This is a genomic window from Cellulosimicrobium composti, from assembly GCF_009711085.1.
GTDB classification, from domain to species: domain Bacteria; phylum Actinomycetota; class Actinomycetes; order Actinomycetales; family Cellulomonadaceae; genus Cellulosimicrobium; species Cellulosimicrobium composti.
On the sequence record NZ_WMKA01000047.1, the window covers coordinates 1 to 24,441 of the forward strand.

The 24,441-nt window shown below is 74.5% G+C and carries 21 protein-coding genes and 2 tRNA genes; 11 read left to right on the forward strand and 12 right to left on the reverse strand.

What is annotated here, in order from left to right:
• Positions 1 to 31 precede the first annotated feature (31 nt).
• The 3 genes from GJV82_RS15795 to lpdA all read right to left on the reverse strand — a co-directional run bounded on the left by GJV82_RS15795 (position 32) and on the right by lpdA (position 3,669).
• The gene (locus GJV82_RS15795; protein WP_155099901.1) at positions 32 to 1,072 is read right to left on the reverse strand and encodes an adenosine deaminase; all 1,041 of its coding nucleotides are present in this window, start codon (positions 1,070 to 1,072) and stop codon (positions 32 to 34) included.
• Positions 1,073 to 1,173: 101 nt separating this feature from the next.
• Positions 1,174 to 2,064 (reverse strand): SDR family oxidoreductase, encoded by an 891-nt coding sequence (locus GJV82_RS15800; RefSeq protein ID WP_155099902.1) that lies wholly within the window; start codon positions 2,062 to 2,064, stop codon positions 1,174 to 1,176.
• Positions 2,065 to 2,262: 198 nt separating this feature from the next.
• The gene (gene lpdA / locus GJV82_RS15805; protein WP_115942833.1) at positions 2,263 to 3,669 is read right to left on the reverse strand and encodes a dihydrolipoyl dehydrogenase; all 1,407 of its coding nucleotides are present in this window, start codon (positions 3,667 to 3,669) and stop codon (positions 2,263 to 2,265) included.
• 335 nt (positions 3,670 to 4,004) lie between these two features.
• Here lpdA and GJV82_RS15810 point away from each other — a divergent pair, with 335 nt between their 5' ends.
• The 4 genes from GJV82_RS15810 to GJV82_RS15825 all read left to right on the forward strand — a co-directional run bounded on the left by GJV82_RS15810 (position 4,005) and on the right by GJV82_RS15825 (position 9,933).
• Positions 4,005 to 6,497, forward strand: a complete 2,493-nt coding sequence (locus tag GJV82_RS15810) for a leucine--tRNA ligase (protein ID WP_155099913.1) — start codon at positions 4,005 to 4,007, stop codon at positions 6,495 to 6,497.
• A 116-nt stretch (positions 6,498 to 6,613) separates the two neighbouring features.
• Positions 6,614 to 7,600 (forward strand): DUF808 domain-containing protein, encoded by a 987-nt coding sequence (locus GJV82_RS15815; RefSeq protein ID WP_155099903.1) that lies wholly within the window; start codon positions 6,614 to 6,616, stop codon positions 7,598 to 7,600.
• 36 nt (positions 7,601 to 7,636) lie between these two features.
• Positions 7,637 to 8,950 carry a hemolysin family protein gene (locus GJV82_RS15820; RefSeq protein ID WP_024840733.1) on the forward strand — a complete coding sequence of 438 codons (1,314 nt, stop codon included), beginning with the start codon at positions 7,637 to 7,639 and terminating at the stop codon, positions 8,948 to 8,950.
• An 86-nt stretch (positions 8,951 to 9,036) separates the two neighbouring features.
• Positions 9,037 to 9,933: an LLM class flavin-dependent oxidoreductase gene (locus tag GJV82_RS15825; protein WP_155099904.1), complete on the forward strand. Its 897-nt coding sequence runs from the start codon at positions 9,037 to 9,039 to the stop codon at positions 9,931 to 9,933.
• A gap of 264 nt (positions 9,934 to 10,197) precedes the next feature.
• Here the strand turns inward: GJV82_RS15825 and leuD are convergent, their stop codons facing one another.
• Both leuD and leuC read right to left on the reverse strand, forming a co-directional pair.
• Complete coding sequence (leuD, locus tag GJV82_RS15830; RefSeq protein WP_024840731.1) at positions 10,198 to 10,836, reverse strand: 3-isopropylmalate dehydratase small subunit; 639 nt, start codon at positions 10,834 to 10,836, stop codon at positions 10,198 to 10,200.
• Positions 10,837 to 10,889: 53 nt separating this feature from the next.
• Positions 10,890 to 12,371: a 3-isopropylmalate dehydratase large subunit gene (leuC, locus tag GJV82_RS15835; protein ID WP_115943716.1), complete on the reverse strand. Its 1,482-nt coding sequence runs from the start codon at positions 12,369 to 12,371 to the stop codon at positions 10,890 to 10,892.
• Between the two features lie 161 nt (positions 12,372 to 12,532).
• Between leuC and GJV82_RS15840 the strand changes: the two genes are divergently transcribed.
• The 3 genes from GJV82_RS15840 to GJV82_RS20235 all read left to right on the forward strand — a co-directional run bounded on the left by GJV82_RS15840 (position 12,533) and on the right by GJV82_RS20235 (position 14,632).
• Positions 12,533 to 13,252 carry an IclR family transcriptional regulator gene (locus tag GJV82_RS15840; RefSeq protein WP_024840729.1) on the forward strand — a complete coding sequence of 240 codons (720 nt, stop codon included), beginning with the start codon at positions 12,533 to 12,535 and terminating at the stop codon, positions 13,250 to 13,252.
• A 235-nt stretch (positions 13,253 to 13,487) separates the two neighbouring features.
• Positions 13,488 to 13,655, forward strand: a complete 168-nt coding sequence (locus GJV82_RS19560) for a hypothetical protein (protein WP_179151500.1) — start codon at positions 13,488 to 13,490, stop codon at positions 13,653 to 13,655.
• Between the two features lie 2 nt (positions 13,656 to 13,657).
• The gene (locus GJV82_RS20235; RefSeq protein ID WP_318657724.1) at positions 13,658 to 14,632 is read left to right on the forward strand and encodes a PH domain-containing protein; all 975 of its coding nucleotides are present in this window, start codon (positions 13,658 to 13,660) and stop codon (positions 14,630 to 14,632) included.
• A gap of 205 nt (positions 14,633 to 14,837) precedes the next feature.
• On the opposite strand, the gene GJV82_RS15850 is transcribed toward GJV82_RS20235, so the two are convergent.
• Both GJV82_RS15850 and GJV82_RS15855 read right to left on the reverse strand, forming a co-directional pair.
• A tRNA-Glu gene (locus GJV82_RS15850) sits at positions 14,838 to 14,910 on the reverse strand.
• Positions 14,911 to 15,010: 100 nt separating this feature from the next.
• Positions 15,011 to 15,082, reverse strand: a tRNA-Gln gene (locus GJV82_RS15855).
• Between the two features lie 190 nt (positions 15,083 to 15,272).
• Here GJV82_RS15855 and GJV82_RS15860 point away from each other — a divergent pair.
• Together GJV82_RS15860 and GJV82_RS15865 are read left to right on the forward strand one after the other, a co-directional pair.
• Positions 15,273 to 16,052 carry a class I SAM-dependent methyltransferase gene (locus tag GJV82_RS15860; protein ID WP_034604454.1) on the forward strand — a complete coding sequence of 260 codons (780 nt, stop codon included), beginning with the start codon at positions 15,273 to 15,275 and terminating at the stop codon, positions 16,050 to 16,052.
• A complete protein-coding gene (locus GJV82_RS15865) occupies positions 16,049 to 16,747 on the forward strand; it encodes a hypothetical protein (RefSeq protein ID WP_151192089.1) in 699 nt (232 codons plus the stop codon). Before GJV82_RS15860 ends, GJV82_RS15865 begins: the two co-directional genes overlap by 4 nt.
• Before the next feature lie 7 nt (positions 16,748 to 16,754).
• Here the strand turns inward: GJV82_RS15865 and GJV82_RS15870 are convergent, their stop codons facing one another.
• The gene (locus GJV82_RS15870) at positions 16,755 to 17,678 is read right to left on the reverse strand and encodes a LysR family transcriptional regulator (protein WP_155099905.1); all 924 of its coding nucleotides are present in this window, start codon (positions 17,676 to 17,678) and stop codon (positions 16,755 to 16,757) included.
• Between the two features lie 69 nt (positions 17,679 to 17,747).
• On the opposite strand from GJV82_RS15870, the gene GJV82_RS15875 reads away from it, so the two are divergent.
• On the forward strand, positions 17,748 to 18,968 hold the full coding sequence (locus GJV82_RS15875; RefSeq protein ID WP_225873419.1) for a YeiH family protein: 1,221 nt from the start codon (positions 17,748 to 17,750) through the stop codon (positions 18,966 to 18,968).
• A gap of 51 nt (positions 18,969 to 19,019) precedes the next feature.
• Here the strand turns inward: GJV82_RS15875 and GJV82_RS15880 are convergent, their stop codons facing one another.
• From GJV82_RS15880 to GJV82_RS15895, 4 genes are all read right to left on the reverse strand, one after another.
• Positions 19,020 to 19,796, reverse strand: coding sequence for an HAD family hydrolase (locus GJV82_RS15880; protein WP_318657725.1), 777 nt, complete (start codon positions 19,794 to 19,796; stop codon positions 19,020 to 19,022).
• On the reverse strand, positions 19,793 to 21,295 hold the full coding sequence (gene gltX, locus GJV82_RS15885; protein WP_318657726.1) for a glutamate--tRNA ligase: 1,503 nt from the start codon (positions 21,293 to 21,295) through the stop codon (positions 19,793 to 19,795). Before gltX ends, GJV82_RS15880 begins: the two co-directional genes overlap by 4 nt.
• 66 nt (positions 21,296 to 21,361) lie before the next feature.
• The gene (locus tag GJV82_RS15890; protein ID WP_318657727.1) at positions 21,362 to 22,144 is read right to left on the reverse strand and encodes a fumarylacetoacetate hydrolase family protein; all 783 of its coding nucleotides are present in this window, start codon (positions 22,142 to 22,144) and stop codon (positions 21,362 to 21,364) included.
• Positions 22,145 to 22,199: 55 nt separating this feature from the next.
• Entirely contained in the window at positions 22,200 to 23,090 is an 891-nt protein-coding gene (locus GJV82_RS15895) for a methyltransferase domain-containing protein (protein ID WP_155099907.1), read from the reverse strand.
• A gap of 128 nt (positions 23,091 to 23,218) precedes the next feature.
• Here GJV82_RS15895 and GJV82_RS15900 point away from each other — a divergent pair, with 128 nt between their 5' ends.
• Complete coding sequence (locus tag GJV82_RS15900; protein ID WP_155099908.1) at positions 23,219 to 24,439, forward strand: heparan-alpha-glucosaminide N-acetyltransferase domain-containing protein; 1,221 nt, start codon at positions 23,219 to 23,221, stop codon at positions 24,437 to 24,439.
• The last annotated feature ends 2 nt before the right edge of the window (positions 24,440 to 24,441 follow it).

The following is a 24,441-nucleotide window of genomic DNA, read 5'->3' on the forward strand; positions in this document are numbered from 1 at the left end:
CCCACCCGAACCACCCCATACGGGACAGCCTCTAGACTGCCCGCGCCTCGAACGCCGCGACGTACCCGTCGATCTCGGCGAGGTACGCCGCGCGCTGCGAGTCGCCCAGCCACGACGCCTCGAACGAGTTGCGCGCGAGCTGCACGACCTCGGCGACCGTGAGGTCGGCCGCCTCGGCGAGCGCCACGTAGTTGTCCGCGACGTAGCCGCCGAAGTACGCGGGGTCGTCGGAGTTCACGGTGACGCGCACGCCCGAGCGCAGCAGGCCCGCGATCTCGGTCGCCTTCATGTCGTCGGTGACGAACGAGTTCGAGATCGGGCAGCACGTGAGCCCCAGACCGCGCTCGCGCACGACGTCGACGAGCGCCGGGTCCTCGACGACGTTCGTCCCGTGGTCCACGCGGTCCACGCCGATCTCGTCGAGGACGGTGCGGATGTTGTCGATGCTGCCGACCTGGTCGATGTCGCAGTGCATCGTCAGCCGGTAGCCGAGCTCGCGGGCGCGCGCGAACACCGCGGCGAACTTCTGCGGCGGGTTGTCGCGCTCGTCGGAGTCGAGCCCGACGCCCAGGATCCTGTCCCGGAACGGCACGGACGCCTCGAGCGTCTCGGCCGCGCTCTCGGCGGACAGGTCGCGCAGGAAGCACAGGATGAGGTGCGCGTCGACGCCGTGCTTGCCCGGCGCCTCGGCCGCGGCGCGGTGGTAGCCCGTCACGACCGCCTCGAACGGCACGCCACGCGACGTGTGCGCCTGCGGGTCGAAGAACATCTCGACGTGCTTCACGCCGTCCGCGGCCGCGCGGGCGAGGTACGCGTCGGCGAGCTCGTAGAAGTCGTCCGCGGTCTGCAGCACCTCCATCGCCGGGTAGTACACGGCGAGGAAGCTCGTGAGCGAGTCGAACGCGTACGTGGCGCGCACCTCCTCGACCGTCGTCTGCCCGATGTCGATCCCGTTGCGCTGCGCGAGGCGCAGCTTGAGGTCGGGCTCGAGCGTGCCCTCCAGGTGCAGGTGCAGCTCCGCCTTCGGCAGGCCGGTGACGAACTCGCGGGTGGGTGTGGTGGGCGCAGGCATGGGTCTCCTTCTCGGTCGGTCTCCCCCGGGACCATCCTCTCCCGGCACGACGACGGCGGCGCACCCGGTCGGGTGGCGCCGCCGCCGTCGCGAGGGCCGGGTCAGAGCAGACGGCCGCCCGTGACGCCGATGCGGTCGCCCGTGATGTAGCTCGACTCCTGGGACGCGAAGAACACGTACGCCGGCGCGAGCTCGGCCGGCTGCCCGGCGCGACCCAGCGGGGTGTCGGCGCCGAACTGCTCGACCTTCTCCTCCGGCATGGTCGCCGGGATGAGCGGCGTCCAGATCGGTCCCGGCGCGACGGCGTTGACCCGGATACCCTCGGGCGCGAGCTGCTGCGCGAGCCCCTTGGTGAAGTTGAGGATCGCCGCCTTCGTCGATGCGTAGTCGAGCAGCGGCGGGCTCGGCTCGAACGCCTGGACGGACGAGGTGTTGATGATCGCTCCGCCGCGCGGCAGGTGGTCGAGCGCCGCCTTCGTGATCCAGAACAGCGCGTACACGTTGGTCTTGAGCACGCGGTCGAGCTGCTCGGTCGTGATCCCACGCAAGCCGTCGTCCTGCGCCATCTGGTACGCGGCGTTGTTCACCAGCACGTCGAGCCCGCCCAGGCCCGCGACGGCGTCGGCGACGAGGCGCCGGCAGAACTCCTCGTCGCGGATGTCGCCCGGGAGCAGGACCGCGGTGCGGCCGGCGTCCTCGACCCAGCGGGCGGTCGTGCGGGCGTCCTCCTCCTCTTCCGGGAGGTACGAGATCGCGACGTCCGCACCCTCGCGCGCGAACGCGATCGCGACCGCGCGCCCGATGCCAGAGTCACCGCCCGTGATCAGCGCCCGCTTGCCGTCGAGCCGTCCCGACCCCCGGTAGGTGGTCTCCCCGTGGTCGGGCTCCTGCGACATGTCACCCGTGCGCCCCGGCGGCTGCAGGTCGTCCGCGGGCTGCTCCGGCTGCGGGTGCTCGGTGGTGGGGTCCTGCGGCGTGGTCTGGTCGGACATGTGCGTCTCCCCTGTCGGCGTCGGCGGAACGTCCAGCATGGGGGCGCTGCGGCCCGCTCGCAGCGCGCGTCGCCGTCGAGGACGTCGTGCCGTCTTCGTCACGCCGGGGCTCCGGAGACGGCGAGAGGCCCGGTCTCGCGGCGTTCCGCAGGACCGGGCCTCTCACGCGGGCTGTCGGCAGGTGCCGACCGCGCTCGATCAGAAGTTGATCATGTGCCCCGCGAGGCCGTGGATCGACTCCTGGACGGCCTCGGACAGCGTCGGGTGCGTGTGCACGTTGCGCGCGACCTCGTTGACGGTGAGGTCCCACTTCTGCGCGAGCGTGAGCTCGGGCAGGAGCTCGGACGCGTCGGGGCCGATGAGGTGGCCGCCGAGGAGCTCGCCGTACGTCGCGTCGGAGATGAGCTTGACGAAGCCGGTCGGGTCGCCGAGGCCGTGCGCCTTGCCGTTCGCCATGAACGGGAAGGTCGCGACCTTGACGTCGTAGCCCTCGTCGCGCGCCTGCTGCTCGGTGAGGCCGAAGCTCGCGACCTGCGGCTGGCAGAACGTCGCGCGCGGCATCATGCGGTAGTCGCCGAGCGTGAGGGTCTCGGCGCCGCCGATGGTCTCGGCCGCGACGACGCCCTGCGCCTCCGCGACGTGCGCGAGCATGAGCTTCGCGGTGACGTCGCCGATCGCGTAGATGTGCTCGACGTTGGTGCGCATGACGTCGTCGATCGCGATGGCGCCGCGCTCGGTGAGCTGGACGCCGGTGTTCTCGAGGCCGAAGCCCTCGACGTTGGGGGCGAAGCCGACGGCCATGAGCACCTTGTCGACGACGAGCTCGCCCGGCTTGTCGTCCTTGACGCCCTTGTAGCTGACGGTGACGCCGGCGGTGCCGTTGTCCTTGACCGTCTGCACGGCGGTCGAGGTGAGCAGGTTGATGCCGAGCTTCTTGTACTGCTTGGCGATCTCCTTCGACACGTCCGCGTCCTCGTTGGGCAGCGCGCGGTCGAGGAACTCGATGATCGTGACGTCCACGCCGTAGTTCTTGAGGACGTAGCCGAACTCCATGCCGATCGCGCCGGCGCCGACGATGGCGATGGAGCGAGGCAGGTCGCGCGTGAGGATCTGCTTCTCGTACGTGACGACGTTCTCCGACAGCTCGACGCCCGGCAGGAGGCGGACCTTCGAGCCCGTCGCGATGATGACGTTGTCGAACGTCACCTCGGTGGTGGAGCCGTCGCCGAGCCGCACGTCGAGCGTGTGCGCGTCGCGGAACGTGCCGCGGCCGTCGTACTCGGTGATCTTGTTCTTCTTCATGAGGAAGTGCACGCCCTTGACGCGCCCTTCCGCGACCTGGCGCGAGCGGTCGAACGCCGCGCCGAAGTCGAAGCTCACGTCACCGGAGATGCCGAAGGTCTTCGCGTCGTGCTGGAAGATGTGCGCGAGCTCGGCGTTGCGCAGGAGCGCCTTGGACGGGATGCAGCCGACGTTGAGGCACACCCCTCCCCAGTACTTCTCCTCCACGACCGCGACCGACAGGCCCAGCTGGGCTGCACGGATCGCGGCCACGTAACCACCGGGACCTGCACCGAGGACGACGACGTCGTAGTGGGATGCCATGACGCCCAGCCTACTGGCGCCGGATCGGCCCCGGGGCGCGCGTGCGGGCGACGTCCGCCACACTGCCTCGGCCCGTGAGGGTTGACCCCGCGCGGCCGGGAGAGTCACGATGTCCGGGATGCGACGCATGCGGCTCCTCCTTCGCCGGCCGCGCTGAGCCCGCCGGGCGGGCACGCTCAGCGCGGCGGTGCCTGCGTGTCCTGGTCCGCGCACGGCGAGTGCCCGACGACGAAGCCCACCTTCTCGAGGAGCCTCCCGTGGACGCCGCACACCCACCCCACCACGCCGACCATGCGGGTAGCGCCCGTGTCGGGCCCATCTCGGGCGACGACCGCATGCTCGGCGGTCCGACGCGCGAGGTCGAGGACCGGTGGCAGCGGTACTGGGCCGAGCACGGCACGTTCCGCGCGCGCGACGACGGCGCGCGCCCGCGCCGCTACCTGCTGACGATGTTCCCGTACCCGTCGGGCGACCTGCACATGGGTCACGCCGAGGTGTTCGCGCTGGAGGACGTCGTCGCGCGGTACTGGCGGCTGCGCGGGGACGACGTGCTCAACCCGATCGGCTGGGACTCGTTCGGGCTGCCCGCCGAGAACGCCGCGATCCGCCGCGGCGAGCACCCCGCGGTCTTCACCGAGACCAACATCGCGACGCAGGCGGGCACGGCTCGCCGGTACGGGGTGTCGTTCGACTGGTCGCGCCGCCTGGAGACGCACCGGCCCGAATACTACCGCTGGACGCAGTGGCTGTTCCTGCGCCTGCTGGACCGCGGCCTCGCCTACCGCGCGACCGCCCCCGTGAACTGGTGCCCGACCGATCGGACCGTGCTCGCGAACGAGCAGGTCGTGGGCGGTCGGTGCGAGCGGTGCGGGGCGGTCGTCGTGCGGCGCGAGCTGACGCAGTGGTTCGTGCGCGTCACCGCGTACGCGGACCGCCTGCTCGACGACATGGACGCGCTGGAGAGCGCGTGGCCCGCGCGCGTGCTGACGATGCAGCGGAACTGGGTCGGGCGCAGCACGGGCGCGCGCGTGCGGTTCGCGGTCGTGCCCGACGACGGCCCGCGCGCCGGGGAGGTCGGCTCGCCCGGTGCGGGCGCGCGCCCCGACCACGTCGAGGTGTTCACGACGCGGCCCGACACCCTGCCCGGCGTGACGTTCGTCGCCGTCGCGCCCGACGGGCCGCTCGCGGGCGCGCTGTGCGCCCCGGAGCGCGCGGACGCGCTGGCCCGGCACCGGGAGGCCGTGCTGGCGTCCGGGGAGATCGAGCGGACGAACGCGCAGCGCCCGAGCGCGGGGACGTTCCTCGGCGCGTGGGTGCGCCACCCCGTGACGGGCGACCGCCTGCCCGTGTGGGCCGCGGACCACGTGCTGCCCGGCTACGGGACGGGCGCGGTGATGGGCGTACCCGCGCACGACGACCGCGACGCGCGGTTCGCCGCGGCGCACGGCCTGCCCGCCGGGTCGGGCGAGACGTGGGCGGGCGTCGAGGAGGCGGTCGCGCGGCTGGAGGCCGACGGCACGGGCGAGCGCGCGACGTCGTACCGCCTGCGCGACTGGCTGGTCTCGCGCCAGCGCTACTGGGGCGCCCCGGTGCCGGTCGTGCACTGCCCGGGCTGCGGCGTCGTGCCGGTGCCCGACGACGAGCTGCCCGTGCGGCTGCCGGACCTGGCGGGCGACGACCTGCTCCCCCGCGGCCGCTCGCCGCTCGCCTCCCCCGCGGCCGACGCGTGGCGGCGCGTCGCGTGCCCCCGGTGCGGCGGCGACGCCGAGCGCGACCCGGACACGCTCGACACGTTCGTCGACTCGTCGTGGTACTTCCTGCGGTACTGCTCGCTGGGCGACGACGGCCCGCCCGACGACGTCCCGTTCCGTCCCGAGGACGCGCGGCGGTGGATGCCCGCGGCGCAGTACGTGGGCGGCGTCGAGCACGCGATCCTGCACCTGCTGTACAGCCGGTTCGTCACGAAGTTCCTGCACGACGAGGGCTGGGTCGACGTCGTCGAGCCGTTCGCGACGCTGCTCAACCAGGGGCAGGTCCTCCACGGCGGGCGCGCGATGAGCAAGTCGCTCGGCAACGGCGTGGACCTGGGCGAACAGCTCGACCGGTACGGCGCGGACGCGGTGCGGCTCGCGATGGTGTTCGCCGGGCCGCCGCAGGACGACGTCGACTGGGCCGACGTCGACCCGGGCGCGATGCGGCGGTTCTGCGCGCGCGTGCTGCGGCTCGCGGACTCCGTGACGGCCGCGGGGCGGACGACCTCCCACACCGAGGAGGTCGGCGCCGTCGTGCCCGGGTCGCGCGCCCACGCGCTGCGCCGAGCCACGCACCGGACCGTGCACGACGCGCAGGACCTGCTCGACCGGGGCGCGTTCAACGTCGTCGTCGCGCGCGTCATGGAGCTCGTCACGGCGGCGCGGCGCGCGGCCGACGCCGGGCCGGCACCGGGCGAGCCCGCCGCCCCGCACGCCGCGGCCGTCCGCGAGTCCGCCGAGACGGTGGCGGTGCTGCTCGGTCTGTTCGCCCCGTACACGGCCGAGGAGGCGTGGCAGCGCCTCGGGCACGAGCCGTCGGTCGCCGACGCGGGTTGGCCGCCCGTGGACCCCGCGCTCCTCGCGGTGGACGAGGTGGAGGCCGCGGTCCAGGTCGACGGGAAGGTCCGCGCGCGGGTCCGCGTCCCGGCCGACGTCGACGACGCCGTGCTGCGCGACCTCGCCCTCGCGACGAGCGGCGTCGCGCGGGCGACGTCGGAGCGGGAGGTCGTGCGCGTCGTCGTGCGCGCACCGCGCGTCGTGAACGTCGTGACGCGCCCCGCGACCACCACGCCCTGAGCGACGCGGACACGGCGACGCGAGGTGGGGGCGGAGTCGCTACGATGCTGCGGCCGCGTCCCCTCGACCAGCGGGCCCGTGCGCGGCGACGCGGGCCGGCGCACGGAGCACCTCCCATGGCCTTCGGACTCGCTGCCCTCCTGGACGACATCGCGGCGTTCGCCAGGCTCGCCGCCGCGTCGATCGACGACGTCGGCGCGGCCGCGGGGCGAGCGAGCGCCAAGGCGACGGGCGTCGTCATCGACGACACCGCGGTCACGCCCCGCTACGTCGAGGGCCTGGCGGCCAAGCGCGAGCTGCCCGTCGTCAAGCGCATCGCGGTCGGGTCGCTGCGCAACAAGCTGCTCTTCATCCTCCCGGCGATCCTGCTGCTGAGCCAGTTCCTGCCGGACCTGCTCACGCCGCTGCTCATGCTCGGCGGGACGTACCTCGCGTTCGAGGGCGCCGAGAAGGTGTGGGAGCTCGTCTCCGGCACGCACCACGCCGAGGTCGAGACGAAGACCGAGAAGAAGGCCGTCGACGAGGACTCGGTCGTGTCGAGCGCGGTGCGCACCGACTTCATCCTCAGCGCCGAGATCATGGTCATCGCGCTCAACGAGGTCGCCTCGGAGGCCTTCTGGTCGCGCCTGATCATCCTCGCGATCGTCGCGGTGCTCATCACCGTGCTCGTGTACGGGGTGGTCGCGCTCATCGTGAAGATGGACGACATCGGCCTGCACCTCGCGCGGCGCGACACGCCATGGGTCCAGTCGTTCGGTCGCGGGCTCGTCGGCGCGATGCCGAAGGTCATGGCCGTCATCTCGTTCGTCGGGATCATCGCCATGCTGTGGGTCGGCGGCCACATCCTCCTGCAGGGCGCGTACGACCTCGGCTGGCACGGCCCGTACGACGTCGTGCACCACCTCGAGCACGCCGTGACCGGCGTCGCGGGCGTGGGCGGGTTCCTCGGCTGGCTCGTCAACACGGCGTGCTCGGCCGTCGTCGGCATCCTCGTGGGCGGCGTCGTGGTGCTCGTCGCGCACCTGATCCCGCGCCGCACGCACGGCGCGTCCGACGCCGCGGCGACGACCGACCCGGAGCACCCGACGCCCACCGACGGCTGAGCCCGCGGCGGGCCGGGCGGCCTGCTTGGATGGAGCATGGACTCCGGCACCTGGGCCAACATCGGCCTCGTCCTGCTCTTCATCCTCGTCGGCGGCGTGTTCGCCGGCACCGAGATCGCGCTCGTCTCGCTGCGAGAGAGCCAGGTCGCGCGGCTCGAGCGGCAGTCGGCGCGCGGCGCGCGCGTCGCCGCCGTGGCGCGCGACCCCAACCGCTTCCTCGCGGCCGTGCAGATCGGCGTGACCGTCGCCGGGTTCTTCTCGGCGGCCTACGGCGCCTCGACGCTCGCGCCCGACCTCGCGCCCGTCCTGGAGGACGCGGGGCTCGCCCCCGCGCTCGCCGGCACGGTCGCGCTCGTCGCGCTGACGCTCGTCATCGCCTACCTCTCGCTCGTCCTCGGCGAGCTCGTGCCGAAGCGCATCGCGCTGCAGCGCGCGGCGGGCGTCGCGCTCGCCGTCGGCCCGCCGCTCGACCGCTTCGCGACGCTCATGCGCCCCGTCATCTGGCTCCTGTCGCGCTCGACGGACGGCGTCGTGCGCGTGCTCGGCGGCGACCCGTCGGCGCGCACGGAGGAGATGAGCGAGGAGGAGCTGCGCGAGATCGTGCTCGCGCACGAGTCGCTGCCCGAGGACGAGCGCCGCATCCTCGACGACGTGTTCTCCGCGGGCGACCGGTCGCTCGCGGAGGCGATGACGCCGCGCGGCGAGGTCGCGTTCCTCGCCGCGGACACGCCGCTCGCCGAGGCGGCCCGGACCGTCGCCGCCGGGCCCTACTCGCGCTACCCCGTGACGGGGGTCGACTTCGACGACGTCGTCGGGTTCCTGCACGCGCGCGACCTCCTGGGGCGCGACTGCCCCGACCACCCCGCGACCGACCCGGCGACGGGCCGCGCGCTCGCGGTGCGCGACGTCGTGCGCCCGATCCTCGCGCTTCCCGCGACGAACACGGTGCTGCCGGCGATGTCGCAGATGCGGCGCGAGGGCGTGCACATCGCGGTCGTCGTCGACGAGTACGGCGGCACCGACGGCATCGTCACGCTCGAGGACCTCGTCGAGGAGCTCGTGGGCGACATCCGCGACGAGTACGACCCCGACGAGCCGTCCGCCGCGCGCGAGCACGGGGGTGCGACGAGCGTCGACGCCGGTCAGACGATCGAGGAGCTCGCCCGGCGGACCGGCATCGAGCTGCCCGACGGCCCGTACGAGACCGTCGCCGGGTACGTCCTCGCGCAGCTCGGCCGCCTCGCGGTCGTGGGTGATCACGTCGACGTCGCCGGTCACCGCCTCGTCGTCACCGACGTCGCGCGCCGCCGCATCGTCCGCCTCGACGTCGTGCCGCTGCCCGGCCGCTGAGCGTCCGCGACGGCCGGTTCCTGCGCCACCGGCACCACCGTCCCGTGCGCTCGGCGGTGTGGGTGGCGGGTCGTAGCGTCGCGGGCATGGCGGAGACGACGAGGTTCAAGGTCGGGGTGGTCGGCAGCTTCGGCTCGGCGAGGCAGGTGCTCGACATGGCGGTCGGCGCCGAGGACGCCGGCTGGGACGGCTTCTTCTCGTGGGACGGGCTGAGCCTGCGCTCGATGCCGGTCGAGACGTTCGACCCGTGGGGGATCCTCGCGGCGGCGGCCGCCCGCACGGAGCGGATCGCGCTCGGGGCGATGGTGTTCGCGCTGCCGCGCCGCCGGCCGTGGGAGGTCGTTCAGCAGGCGCTCACCGTCGACCACCTCTCCGGCGGGCGACTCGTCCTGCCCGTCGGGGTGGGCGTCCTCGACGACGGCGGCTTCTCCGCCGTGCCCGGCCAGCTCCAGGGTCTGCGCGAGCGCGCCGAGCTGCTCGACGACGCGATCGCCTACCTCGACCGCGCCTGGACCGGGGAGCCGTTCGCGTACGAGGGGACGCACGTGCGGGCGGGCGAGATGCGGTTCCTCCCCCGCCCGGTCGAGCGCGCGGCCGTCGGGCACCACGTGCCGCTCTGGCCGGTCGGCGTGTGGGACGCCGACCGTCCGCCGCTGCGCTCGCTCGACCGCGCGCTGCGCGCCGACGGCATCGTGCTCCAGCTCCGCGGCGACCGCGGCTTCGACGTCCCCACGCCCGACGACGTCTCAGCCCTCGTCGCGTGGCTCACCACGCGCCGCGCGGACCTGGGCCTGGACGCGGCCCGCCCGTTCGACGTCGTCCTCCAGGGCGAGCTCCCCGCGGACCGCGCCGCGGCCGAGGACCAGCTCGCGGGCCTCGCCGCCGCGGGCGCCACCTGGTGGGTCGAGGCGCGCTGGAACCCGGAGACCGCGACCCCGGCGTCGCTCCTCGACGCGATCCACGCCGGTCCCCCGCGCCCCTGACGAGGACGCGAACCGTCGCTGCCCGATGGCCCGGCGCGGCGGCCCGACGCAGACGCGGACCGCCGCACGGCCCACGCTCGGACGTGAATGGTCCGCTTCGACGCCGAGAGCCCGCTGCCGTGACGTGTCGGAGACACGGTCGCGGGCGGGCTCCGGGGTGGTGACGACGGGTCGTGGCGGGCCTGGCGGGAGCGGGGCGAGGGACGAGCCCCGCGGATGGTCGACCCGTCGTCGCCACCCCGGAGCCCGCCCCCCGTGAACCTCTCAGCCGACGGGCCGAGCCGCCTCGATCTCGACCTTGGGCAGCGTCCTCGCCGGCAGGGTCTTCGGGCGCCACGACGCGCGCGTCGCCTCGAACGCAGAGATCTCGTCCTCGTGCTGCAGGGTGAGGCCGATGTCGTCGAGGCCCTCCATGAGGCGCCAGCGCGTGTAGTCGTCGATCTGGAACGGCACGGTGACGTCCTGCGCGGACGCGGTGCGGTTGACCAGGTCGACGGTCACCTCGGTGCCCGGGTTGGTCTCGAGGATCTTCCAGAGGAGCTCGATGTCCTCCTGCGCGACGACGCCCGCGACGAGGCCCTGCTTGCCGGAGTTGCCGCGGAAGATGTCGGCGAAGCGCGAGGCGAGGACGACGCGGAAGCCGTAGTCCTTGAGCGCCCACACGGCGTGCTCGCGCGACGAGCCGGTGCCGAAGTCCGGGCCGGCGACGAGCACGGAGCCCGCGCGGTAGGCGTCCTGGTTGAGGACGAACGTCGGGTCGCCGCGCCAGGCGGCGAACAGCGCGTCCTCGAACCCGGTGCGCGTCACGCGCTTGAGGTAGACGGCGGGGATGATCTGGTCGGTGTCGACGTTGCTGCGGCGCAGCGGGACGCCGACGCCGGTGTGGGTCGTGAACTTCTCCATGGCAGGAACCTCTTCGAGTCTTCGGGGGGCGACGGGGCGGGCGCGGGCTGCGGTCAGACCTGCACGAGGACGCGCGGGTCGAGCGGGGCGAGCGGCGTGCCGTCGAAGGACGTGATGTCGGTGCCCTCGGGGAGGTCGAGGTCGCTGAGCGAGGAGAGCGTCCCGCGGATCGCGGTCGCGGCGGCCACGAGCGGCGACACGAGGTGCGTGCGCCCGCCCTTGCCCTGGCGGCCCTCGAAGTTGCGGTTCGAGGTGGACGCGGCGCGCTCGCCGGGCTGGAGCTGGTCGGGGTTCATGCCGAGGCACATCGAGCAGCCGGCGTTGCGCCACTCGGCGCCGAAGTCGAGGAAGATCTGGTCGAGGCCCTCGGCCTCGGCCTGCAGGCGCACGCGAGCGGACGCCGGGACGACGAGCACGCGCACGCCGTCGGCCTTCTTGCGGCCCTGCACGACCTTCGCGACGGAGCGCAGGTCCTCGATGCGGCCGTTGGTGCACGAGCCGATGAACACGGTGTCCACCGGGATCTCGCGCAGCGGCTGGCCCGGCGTGAGGCCCATGTACTCGATCGCGCGCTCGGCGGCGACGCGCTCGTTCTCGTCGGCGATCTGCTCGGGGACGGGCACGGTCGCGGAGATGGGCAGGCCCTGCCCGGGGTTGGTGCCCCACGTGACGAACGGCTCGAGGTCGGACGCGCGGAGCGTGACCTCGGCGTCGAAGACGGCGTCGTCGTCCGAGCGCAGCGTCCGCCAGTACTCGACGGCGGCGTCCCAGTCGGCGCCCTCGGGCGCGTGCGGGCGGCCCTTGAGGTACTCGAACGTGGTGTCGTCCGGGGCGATCATGCCGGCGCGCGCGCCGGCCTCGATCGACATGTTGCAGATCGTCATCCGCGCCTCCATGGAGAGCCTGCGGATGGCCTCGCCGCGGTACTCCAGCACGTAGCCCTGACCGCCGCCGGTGCCGATCTTGGCGATGATCGCGAGGATGATGTCCTTGCTCGTCGCGCCGGGCGGGAGCTCGCCCTCGACGTTGATCGCCATGGTCTTGAACGGCGCGAGCGGCAGCGTCTGCGTCGCGAGGACGTGCTCGACCTCGGACGTGCCGATGCCGAACGCGAGCGCGCCGAACGCGCCGTGGGTCGAGGTGTGCGAGTCGCCGCAGACGACGGTGAGGCCCGGCATGGTGAGGCCGAGCTGCGGGCCGACCTGGTGGACGATGCCCTGGTCGGCGTCGCCGAGCGAGTGGATCCGGACGCCGAACTCGCGCGCGTTGTTGCGCAGCGTGTCGATCTGCGTGCGGCTCGTGAGGTCCGCGATGGGCAGGTCGATGTCGAGCGTGGGAGTGTTGTGGTCCTCGGTCGCGATGGTGAGGTCCGGGCGTCGGACCTGGCGGCCCGCGAGGCGCAGACCCTCGAACGCCTGCGGGCTGGTGACCTCGTGCACGAGGTGGAGGTCGATGTAGAGGAGGTCGGGCGACCCGTCGGTGCCTCGTCGCACCAGGTGCGCGTCCCAGACCTTCTCCGCCAGCGTGCCGGCCATGTTGCTCATCTCCTCGTCGTCTGTCACGGGGCTCCTGGGGGGTACGGAGCGCCGTCGGGGTCGATCGTCCGTCGTCCGGCGGCCTGCCGGGGAGAACGTCCAGCGGGTGGAACATCTCCGCCGGACTTGCATCTCAGTGCGTGAGACGTCAATATCGACCTATGGACAATACTAGCGGAGTCGGAGTGCTGGACAAGGCGGCCTCCGTCCTGGGCGCCCTGGAGTCCGGGCCGGCCACCCTCGCGCAGCTGGTCACGGCCACGGGCCTGGCCCGTCCGACGGCGCACCGCCTCGCCGTCGCCCTCGAGCACCACCGCATGGTCGCGCGCGACATGCAGGGTCGTTTCGTCCTCGGCCCGCGGCTCAACGAGCTCGCGACCGCGGCAGGCGAGGACCGCCTGCTCGCCGCCGCGAACCCCGTGCTCACCGCGCTGCGCGACCACACGGGCGAGAGCGCCCAGCTCTACCGCCGCCAGGGCGACCACCGCATCTGCGTCGCCGCGGCCGAGCGCCCCGTCGGGCTGCGCGACTCGATCCCCGTCGGCGCGACGCTCACGATGAACGCCGGCTCCGCCGCGCAGATCCTGCTCGCGTGGGAGGAGCCCGACCGCCTGCACCGCGGGCTGCGGGAGGCCGTGTTCACCGCGACGATCCTCTCCGGGGTCCGGCGCCGCGGGTGGGCGCAGTCCGTGTCCGAGCGCGAGCTCGGCGTCGCGTCCGTCTCGGCGCCGGTCCGCGGGCCGTCGGGCCGCGTCGTCGCGGCCGTGTCGATCTCGGGCCCCGTCGAGCGCCTCAGCCGCCAGCCCGGCCGCCTGCACTCGGGTTCGGTCGTCGCCGCCGCGAACCGCCTCACCGAGGTCCTGCGCCGCGCCGGGGAGTGACCGACGGCGGCGTCCCTGCCACCCACCCCGTGACGAGGCCCGGAACACCGGGTCGGCACCGGCGTCGGTGTCGACCCGGTGTCGGCGTCGGTCGGCGTGCCGCGGGCCGCAAACGGGACGTGCCCTGTCAAAATGGCACCGGCTGCTGCCATGCTGTGCGTGCCCCGGCGCCGACAGCTCGGTGGGCGGCAGGGGGCGAGCCTGACCGTCCGAACCCGAGACACGAGGAGTCCCGATGCATCCGAAGGTGAAGGCGACCCTGATCTGGGTGCTGGTGATCTTCGCCCTCTACGCGATCGTCACGAGCCCGGACCGCGCCGCCGACATCGTCGAGGGGATCTGGGACGTGATCCTCGGGGCGTTCCGCTCCATCGGGCAGTTCTTCAGCTCGCTCCTGGACTGACCGTGGCCCGCGGCGGCCCTCGCAGCCGGATCCTCGACCGCTACGTCCTCAGCGGCGAGCGGGTCGTGGTCGCGACGCGCCACCACTGGGGCATGCTGCTCGAGCCCGTCGTGACGACGGCGGCCGCGGCGCTCGCCGTCGCGTGGCTCGTGGTGCAGGCCGGGCCGGCCGTCGGCGACGGCGTGCTCCTCCTGTGGTGGCTCTGGCTCGTCCTCGTCGTGCGGCTGGCCTGGAAGGTCCTCGAGTGGCGCAACGAGTGGTTCGTCGCCACGGACAAGCGCCTGCTCCTGCTGTACGGGCTCATCACGCACAAGGTGGCGATGATGCCGCTCACCAAGGTCACCGACATGAACTACGGGCGCTCCCCGGTCGGGCGCGTCCTGGGCTACGGCCAGTTCCTGCTGGAGTCGGCCGGCCAGGACCAGGCGCTGCGCCAGATCGACTGGGTGTCGCACCCCGACGCGACCTACCGCCTGCTGTGCGACACGCTCTTCACGCCGGGCAGCCGGCCCGGGGCGGCGCCGTCGGGCGGCGGCGCACCCTCTCCCGGCCCGGCGCAGGGCGCGGTCCCGCCCGCCGTCCCGCCACCGGGCCCGCGCCCGCCGCAGCCGGCCGAGCCGGCGCCCGTCGAGCCCGCTCCCGCGTGGGACGGTCGTAGCCCGGCCGAGACGCTGCCGCCCGTCCCGCCGCCGCCCACGGACCGCGACGTGGTCGTGGTGCCGGGACGGTCCGCGGGTGCGTCGAGCGGCCCCACCCAGCCCATCCCGGTCGCGGGCGCGCACGAGGCCGCGCACGACGCCTCCCGTGACCGCTGGGGCGGCGTGGGGCACGACGGCGACCCGCACGACGACGAGCCGGGCTGGGCCGTCTCCGGGGAGCACCGGGCGACCTACGTGCCCGTCGTCCACCCCCGCCCGACCCCGACGCCGATCCCCAAGCCGTACGAGCCGGGTCCGGGACGCGACGGCGCACCCTGACCGGGCTCCGGCGCGACGCCTTCCCGTCCGCGCCGGCGGAATCGTGGTTCCGGGCGCTCGGCACCCGTTCGCGTCGGGCAGGCACGGAGAGCAGCCCGGAATGCGTTGCTGAGAGAGACGTCACACCGCGATGACCCCGCTCGGACGGATGTGCTGAAGAACGACGAAGGCCCGGTCACCGTGATGGTGACCGGGCCTTCCTCTGTACCCCCAACGGGATTTGAACCCGTGTTACCGCCGTGAGAGGGCGACGTCCTAGGCCGCTAGACGATGGGGGCCTGTGGAGCTTCGTTCCGTTTCCGGTCCGTTTCTCCGTCGAGAACTCTACCTCATGTTTCGCGCGGTCTTGACCGCCCGATCCAGAGCCGGAGCTCTTCGCTGGGGTACCAGGACTCGAACCTAGACTAAGTGAACCAGAATCACTCGTGCTGCCAATTACACCATACCCCAAGGGGGTAACCATCCCTGGTCGGGAAGCCGTGCGACGAGTCGAGACTCGTCCCCTGGCTCCCTCCCGTGGAGGTCCCACCGGCCGAGAACATTACCGGACGCGGCGACTGCGACCAAATGCGATCGGCGTGGACCGCGCGTCCGCGTGTACGGGTCGACGCGGGACGGCGCCGTCTGGCACCGTCGAGGCATGAGCGCAGGAGACTCCCCCGATCCCGGCTCGCGGGCGGACCGCGCCGCGTCGTTCGAGCTCGGTGCCGCCCAGTACGCCTCGACCCGCCCCTCGTACCCGGACGCGGCGGTCGACTGGCTCCTCCCGACCGGGGCGCGCAGGGTCCTCGACCTCGCCGCCGGGACGGGCAAGCTCACGGAGCGCCTCGTCGCCCGCGGTCTCGACGTCGTCGCCGTCGAGCCGTCGGACGCGATGCGGGAGCGCCTCGCGCAGACCGTGCCGGGCGCGCACGCGCTCGCGGGTTCGGCCGAGTCCGTCCCGCTACCCGACGCGAGCGTCGACGCCGTGCTCGTCGCGCAGGCGTGGCACTGGTTCTCCCCGGCGGCGCAGCCCGAGATCGCACGCGTGCTGCGCCCGGGCGGCCGCCTCGGCATCGTGTGGAACGTCCGGGACAACGCGGTCGACTGGGTCGGGCGCTTCACGGAGATCATCCACCGCGGCGACACGCTCGAGCGCAGCTACCGCGAGCCCGTCCTCGACGCCGGCCTGTTCACGGCGCCCGAGCACCGGACGGTGCCGTGGGCGGACCGCGTGGCCACCTCCTCGCTCCGGCCCCTCGCCGCGTCCCGGAGCTACTTCCTCACGCTGCCCCCCGAGCGCCGCGAGGAGCTGCTCGGCGAGATCGACGACCTCGTGGCGACCCACCCCGCGCTCGCGGGGCGCGACGCGGTCGACCTGCCCTACCTCGCGGAGTGCTGGCGCGCGGACGCCCTGCCCGCCGCGCCGGGCGCCCCGTGAGCGCCGGTGCGGCCGCGTCCGGCCGGGCCGGCGCCGGACCGGACGACGACGCGCCACGACCCGTGCGGGGCGACGACGCACCGGAGGCCGTGACGGGCGACGACGTCCGGACCGCGGCGCGCTGGCTCGCGGACCACCTCGTGCGCCACCCCGCGACCCGGTTCGACGTCCCGGCCGGGCCCGTGCGCTGGTCCTGCTGGACGACGGCGGAGCACGTCGTCGACGACCTGCTCGCCTACGCGCTGCAGCTCGCGGCGCTGCCGCGGCTCGCGTACGTCCCGCTGGTCGGCCCGCGGGGCGAGGACGAGATCGCGCACGTGGACCGGGCGTCGGGGACCGCCGGCCTCGCGGAGGCGCTCCTGGGCGGCGCGGAGCTGCTCGCGACGCTCGCCGAGACCCGGCCGCGGGGTGCGCGCGCGTTCCACCCCTACGGCACGTCCGACGCCGGGGGCTTCGCGGCCATGGGCGTCACGGAGGTGCTCGTGCACGGCCACGACGTCGTCCTCGGCCTCACGGGCGAGCACGCGCCCTTCCCGACCGGTCTCGCGGCGCGCGTCCTCGCGCGCCTCTTCCCCGACGTGGACCTGCGCCCCGGCGAGGACGCGGACCTCGTGCTGCTGTGGGCGACGGGGCGCGGCGAGCTGCCCGACCGCCCGCGGCGCACGCGCTGGCGGTGGGACGCGACGGTGCGCTGAGGACGGCTCAGCCCGACGCCGCGGCCGCCGCGGCCGCGATCCGGCGCGCGCCGGGCGAGAGCGCCGCCCCGTCCTTCCACACCATCCGCAGCCGCCGCTCGAGCTCGAGCCCCGGGACGGCGACGCGCACGAGCGCGCCGCGCGCGACGTCGTCGGCGACGGCGAGGCTCGAGAGCACGGCGACCGCCCCAGCGTGCTGCACGGCCGTCTTGAGCGCCGCCGTGGAGCCGAGGTAGGGCAGGTGGTCGGGCAGGCGCTCCCCCACGGCCGCGAGGCCACGCTCGAGGGTCTCGCGCGTCCCCGAGCCGCGCTCGCGCACGACGAGCCCGCCGGTGAGGAGCTCGTCGACGCGCAGCGCGCTCCGCCGGGCCCAGCGGTGCCCCGGGCCGACGACCACGACGAGCCGGTCGTGCGCGACGGTGCGGCTGCGCAGCCCGCGCCGCAGGGTCGCGCTCTCGACGAAGCCCAGCTCGACCTCGCCGCCCAGCACGAGCTCCGTCACCTCGCGCGAGTTGCGCACGACGAGCTCGACGTCGGGCGCTCCCCCGCCGGCCGGGCCCTCGAGCGCGAGCCGTGCGAGCCAGCGGGGCGCGAGGTACTCGGCGACCGTGAGGCTCGCCGCGACGCGGACGCGGGCGGCTGGGGCGTCGCGCAGCGCCACGACCGACGTCTCGAACCGGTCGGAGGCCTCGATGACCTCGCGCGCCCACGCCGCGGTGGCGCGCCCGGTCTCCGTGAGGCGCGCGCCGCGCGTCGTGCGCTCCAGGAGGTCGAGCCCGAGGCGGCGCTCGAGAGCGCGCAGCCCGGCCGAGGCGGTGGGCTGCGCGACGCCGAGCGCCCTGGCGGCCGCGCTGATCGACCCGTGCGAGTCGGTCGCGACGAGCAGCTCGAGCGCGGCGAGCGACGTGCGGTCGCGCGAGGTCGTGGCCATAGCCCCACTCTATGGCTCGCCACGAGGATCGGCCTTCCGCCGCGGCGTGCGGCCCCGCAGGCTTGTCATATGCCCCGCACCGCGACCCGCACGACGCCACCCCACCCGGGATCGGGCGCGCCCGCGCCGGCGCCGCGACGCGGCTCCCCCGTGCCGCCCACGGGCCTGCGCGCGGTCCTCCCCGGCCTCGCCCTGGTGGGTGCCGCGACCGTCGTCGTCCTCGCCGGGTCCCGGCTCGTCCCCACGGTGTCGCCGCTCGTCGTCGCGCTCCTGCTCGGCGCGCTCGTCGCGCCGGTCCTCGCCCGGGCCGCGAGCGCCCGCGGCGGTGCGCGGCTGCGCGCGACGGGGCCCGGCATCGCGTGGACGTCGCGCGTCGTGCTGCGGGCGGGCGTCGTGCTCCTGGGGTTCGGCCTCTCGGTGCCCGAGGTCCTCGCGCTCGGGTGGCGCGGGCTCGTCGTCGTCACGACGACGCTCGCGGTCACGTTCGCGGGCACCCTCGCGCTCGGCCGGGTCCTGCGCGTCCCCCGCGTCGCCGCGCTGCTCGTCGCGACGGGGTTCTCGGTGTGCGGGGCGGCGGCGATCTCCGCGATGCAGGGCGTCGTCGCCGGGCGCCCGCGCACGCCCGCGCAGGCCCGCGCGGACGACGAGGCCCTCGCCGCGTCGCTCGCGCTCGTCACGCTCTACGGCACGCTCGCGATCGCCGTCCTCCCCGCGCTCGCGTCCGTGCTCGGGCTCGGCGACGACCGGACCGGCCTGTGGATCGGCGCGAGCGTCCAGGAGGTCGCGCAGGTCGTCACGGCGGCGGGCGCGGTCTCGGACCCGGCGCTCGCGACGGCGACCGTCGCCAAGCTCGCACGCGTCGCGCTGCTCGCCCCGCTCGTCGCCGTGGCGGGGGCCGTCGTCGTCCGCGCCGCGCGTCGCGCGACCGCCGCCGGGGGCGCGTACGTCCCGGTCGCCGGACGAGCCCGCGGCACGGGCGACGCGACCCGGGCGACGGGAGTCGTGACCCGCGCGACGGGTGCAGCCCCGCGCGTCGCCCCGGTGCCGTGGTTCGTGGTCGGGTTCGTGGCCGCCGTCGCGCTGCGCAGCCTCGGCGTCGTGCCCGCGCCCCTGCTCGCGGCGCTCGCGACCGCGACGACGGTCGCGTTCGCCGCCGCGATGTTCGCGCTCGGCCTCGGCGTCGACGTGCCCCGCCTCCTGCGCACGGGCCGCCGTTCCCTCGCGCTCGGCGCGCTCTCGGCGCTCCTCGTCACGACGACGGCGCTCGCCGGCGTCCTGCTGCTCGCCTGAGCCGCGCCCGGCCCGGCCCGGGCGCGGTCGCGACGCACGGCTCGCCCAGCGTTACCGCGGCGCCGGCACCTCGGCCGCGACGCCGAGCGCGGCCGGCAGGTCCGCGAGACCGTGCACCACGTGCACGCCCGACGCGCGGGCCGCCGACGGGTCCTCGGGGTGCGGGCCACCGCGGCGCGTGCCGGGACGGTCGAGCCACACCCCGACGAGGCCCGCCGCGAGCGCGGCACGCGCGTCGACGTCTAGCTCGTCGCCGACGTACGCGGTGCGGGCCGGGTCGGTGCCGAGCCGACGGCACGCCTCGGCGAACACGCGCGGGTCCGGCTTGCCGAAGCCGAGGGTGTCCACGCCGACGAGCAGCGGGACGTCGGGCATGCCGGCGGCGGCGAGCTTGCGGGTCTGCAGCTCGACGCGCGCGTTCGACAGCGACCCGACGCGCACCCCCGCGCCGACGAGCGCGTCGACGACGGGCCGGGAGTCCGAGAACGCCGTCCACGACGCCTCGAACGTGCCCCAGAAGAGGTCCTTCCAGTCCACGTACGCGGCGTCGTCGAGCAGCTCGCCGCCGAACGTCGCCTGGAGCTCGTTCGCGCGCGCCATGCGCTGCGCGTCGAAGTCGACCTCGCCGCGCGTGTACGCGCGGTAGTGCCCGTTCGGGTCGGCGCGCCACAGCGCGAGGACCTCGTCGTACCGGTCCGGGGGCAGGTGCGGCAGCCACACGCGCGACGCCGCGGCGATCGCCTCCGCGAACGCGGCGCGCGTGTCGACGAGCGTGTCGTCGACGTCGAACAGGACGCCCTCGACGGGCGCGGTGCCCGGGTCCGTCACAGCGCGTCCCGCAGGCGCACGAGGCGCTCGAGCGTCGAGTCCTTGCCGAGCAGCTCCATGGACTCGAACAGCGGCGGGGAGACGCGGCGGCCCGTCAGCGCGACGCGCAGCGGGGTGAACGCGAAGCGCGGCTTGACGCCCATGCCCTCGACGATCGCGTCGCGCAGGCGCGCCTCGATCGCCGCGGTGACGAACTCGTCGTCCTGCAGCACGTCGAGCGCGGTGATCGCGGCGGCGAGGATCTCCTTCGCGTCGTCGCGCAGCGCCCCGCGCGCGTCGTCCTCGACCGTCACCGCGTCGTCGGCCGTGAAGAGGAAGCCGAGCATGCCGACCGACTCGCCGAGCAGCACCATGCGCTCCTGCACGAGCGGCGCGGCCGCGGTGAGGATCTCCTGGTCGCGCGGCGACAGGTCGGCGAACGAGTCCGCCGGGACGAGGCCGCCGGCGTGCAGGTACGGGACGAGGCGGTCGCGGAAGTCCTCGGGCGCGAGCAGGCGCACGTGCGTCGCGTTGATCGCCTCCGCCTTCTTGAGGTCGAAGCGGGCCGGGTTGGGCAGCACGTCGTGGACGTCGAACGCCTCGACCATCTCGGTGACCGAGAAGATGTCGTTGTCCGGCGAGATCGACCAGCCGAGCAGCGCGAGGTAGTTGAGCAGACCCTCGGGCGTGAAGCCGCGCTCGCGGTGCAGGAACAGGTTCGACTCGGGGTCGCGCTTGGAGAGCTTCTTGTTGGCCTCGCCCATGACGTAGGGAAGGTGGCCGAACTCCGGCATCACCTGGGCGACGCCGATGTCCAGCAGGGCCCGGTACAGGGCGATCTGGCGCGGGGTCGAGGACAGCAGGTCCTCGCCGCGCAGCACGTGCGTGATGCCCATGAGCGCGTCGTCGACGGGGTTGACGAGCGTGTACAGCGGCTGGCCGTTCGCGCGCACGAGCGCGTAGTCCGGGACGGAGCCCGCCTTGAACGTGATCTCGCCGCGCACGAGGTCGGTGAAGGTGATGTCCTCGTCGGGCATGCGCAGGCGCAGTACCGGCTCGCGGCCCTCGGCGCGGAACGCGGCCTTCTGCTCGTCCGTGAGGGTGCGGTCGAAGTTGTCGTACCCCTTGGTCTTGAGGCCCGCGGCGGCGTTGCGCGCGTCCGACTCCTCCGGGGTCGAGAACGACTCGTAGACGTACCCGCCCTCGACGAGCCGCGCGATGACGTCCTGGTAGATGTCCGCGCGCTGCGACTGGCGGTACGGCTCGTGCGGGCCGCCGACCTCGACGCCCTCGTCCCAGTCGAGCCCGAGCCAGCGCAGCGCGTCGAGGAGCTGCTGGTAGCTCTCCTCGCTGTCGCGCGCGGCGTCGGTGTCCTCGATGCGGAAGACGAACGTGCCACCCGTGTGCCGCGCGTACGCCCAGTTGAACAGCGCGGTGCGGATCAGGCCGACGTGCGGCGTCCCGGTCGGGGACGGGCAGAAGCGGACGCGGACGGGCGAGGAACCAGGTGCGGGGATCACGGCCCCCAGCCTAGTTGCCCGACGCCGCGCGCCGCCTCGGCGTCCGGCGTCGGGCCCCTCGGCGTCTCAGTCGCGGCGGACGACCGGGTTGCTCAGGACGCCCAGTCCCTCGACCTCGCACTCGACGCGGTCGCCGACGTCGATCAGGCCGACGCCCGCGGGCGTGCCCGTGAGGATGACGTCACCGGGGAGCAGGGTCATCGCCTCGGAGACGTACGACACCAGGAACGGGACGTCGAAGACCATGTCGCGCGTGCGGCCGTCCTGCTTGACCTCGCCGTTGACGCGGCTGCGGACGCCGACGTCCTCCGGGTCGAGGTCGGTGTCGATCCACGGCCCGAGGGGGCACGCGGAGTCGAAGCCCTTGGCGCGCGCCCACTGGCCGTCGGTGCGCTGGGCGTCGCGCGCGGTGACGTCGTTCGCGACGGTGTAGCCGAGCACGTAGCCGGGCGCGGCCTCGGGCGTCACGTCCTTCGCGAGGCGCCCGATGACGACGGCGAGCTCGGCCTCGTACGAGACCTCCTGCGAGAAGTCGGGCAGGACGATCGGGTCGTCCGGGCCCACGACCGACGTGTTCGGCTTGAGGAACAGCAGCGGGCTCGTCGGGACGTCGTTGCCCATCTCCCTCGCGTGGTCCGCGTAGTTGCGGCCCACGGCGACCACCTTCGAGCGCGGGATCACCGGAGCGAGGAGCCGGACGCCGTCGCCCAGCTCGATGCGCTCGCCCGTCGGCGTGACGGGCATGTACAGCGGGTCGCCCGTGAGGACCGCGAGGTACGTGCGGTCCCCCTCCTGCTGGACGAGGGCGTAACGGGGGTCGTCTCCGGTGGTGAATCTCGCGATGCGCACGGGGTCAGGCTATCCGCCCGTGCGCCGTCGCGCGGGAGGGGCCGGACGGGTCGGGTCAGGCGCGCGCGAGGACCTCGCCGTTGAGCACCGCGAACCAGCCCGCGGGCTCCTCGGCCCAGCGCAGCCAGTCCTGCGCGAGCTGCTCGAGCGCGACGTCGTCCGCGAGCGCCGACTCCTTCGCCTGGACGGCGAAGTTGGAGGCGACGCAGCGCTCGGCCCACAGCCCGCCCCACCACGCGCGGTCGGCAGGGGTCGCGTAGCACCAGGTGCTCGCGCTCGGGACGATGCCGTCGAGGTCGAACCCGGCGTCCTGGACCCACGCGAAGAGGCGGCGCCCGGCGTCGGCCTCGAACCCGTACGCGTGCGTGACCTCGTGGTACAGCGTGTTCCACTCCGTCAGGCCCGGGGACTCGGGGTACCACGTCATGGCGGCGTAGTCGGCGTCGCGCACGGCGACGAGCCCGCCCGGCCTCGCGACGCGCTTCATCTCGCGCAGCGCGGCGACCGGGTCGGACAGGTGCTGCAGGAGCTGGTGGGCGTAGACGACGTCGAACGTGCCGTCCGCGAACGGGAGCTCGTACGCGTTCGCGTGCTGGAACGTGATGTTCGCGGTGCCGCGCTGCGCGGCGAGCTCGCGCGCGCTCGCGAGCACGGCCTCGGACGCGTCGACCCCGACGACCCGGCCGTCGGCGACGCGGTCGGCGAGGTCGACGGTGACCGTCGCCGGGCCGCAGCCGACGTCGAGGACGCTCATGCCCGCGCGCAGGTGCGGCAGGAGGAACCCGGCCGAGTTCTCGGCCGTGCGCCACCGGTGCGAGCGCAGCACGGACTCGTGGTGCCCGTGCGTGTACGACTCGGACTCCTGCGCGGGGTCGCTCCCGGCCCCGGTGGGGGCGTCGGCGTGGAGGTCGGCGGCCGCGTCGGCGCCGTGCGGGGTGTGCGTCATACCCGCACCGTAGGCCCGACGTGCATCGTTCTCGACCCTGTTCTCACACTCTGGGCGCGACGTCCGGACGGCCCGTCCCCCGGCGTGGCGGCGCCGCGCGGGCGCGCTCGCGCGCGGACAATCCCCCCATGACGGCCGCGACCGGCACGACCTCCGCCCCCGGCGACCCCTCCCCGCCCGCCACCGGGTTCGCCCGCCGCCACGCGGCGCTGCTCCTCGGCGGGCCGGGCCGCGTGGCGGGCGTCGACGTCGCCCGTGGCGTGGCCGTGCTGGGGATGTTCACCGCGCACGTGGGCTGGACGACCGAGGACCTCGGGGAGGTGTCGGGCTGGCTCTCGGTGGCGCACGGCCGGTCGTCGATCCTCTTCGCGCTCGTGGCCGGGGTGTCCCTCGCGATCGTCTCGGGCGGGCGCACGCCGCTCGACGGGCTCCCCGCGCTGCAGAGCCGCACGCGCATCCTCGTGCGGGCGGTCCTCCTGCTCGGGCTCGTGGGCCTGCTCGACCTGCTCGGCACGCGCGTGCTGCTCATCCTCGGGTTCTACGCGGCCTACTTCGTGCTCGCCCTGCCCTTCCTGCGCTGGCGGCGCCGGGACCTCCTCGTGCTCGCGGGCGTCCTCGCCGTGGTCGGCCCGGTGCTCGCGTCCTGGCTGCCCGAGGCGCTCGCGCGCGCGGGCCTGCACCTGCCCGACGACGGGTCGGGCGCGCTCACGGACTTCCTCGTGTCCGGGCACTACCCGGCGGTGGTGTGGATGGCGTACGTGCTCGTCGGGGTCGCGATCGGCAGGTCGGACCTGTCGTCGACGACCGTGCGCGTCGGGCTCGTGGGCGGTGGGCTGGTCGCTCTCGCGGTCGGGTACGGCGTGTCCGCCGCGGTCGTCGGGCCGCTCGGCGGCTCGCAGGCGGTCGAGGAGGCGGCCGCCGCGTGGTCGAGCACGCTGCGCCCGGAGCCGCTCGCGTGGGACGACCCGTGGCCGACGAGCGCGTACCTGTGGCTCGCCGGGCCGCACACCGACACGCTGCCCGAGGTCGTGGGGTCGGGCGGGTTCGCGGTGGCCGTGCTCGGGCTGTGCCTGTTCGCCGGGCGCGTCGGCCGGTGGGTGCTCGCCCCCGTGGCGGCCGTCGGCGCGATGGCGCTCACCGTCTACTCCGCGCAGATCGTCGTGCTGTGGGCGTGGGGCGACGAGGCGTACTCCCGGACGACGAACGGGCCCCTGCTCGTGCTCGTCCTCGCGACGCTCGCGGGCGCGACCCTGTGGCGCTGGGCGCTCGGGCGCGGACCGCTCGAGCGGCTGTTCGCGGCCGTCGCGGAGCGCGCGTCCGCGGTCACGACGACGCGTGCCGGGTCGTAGGG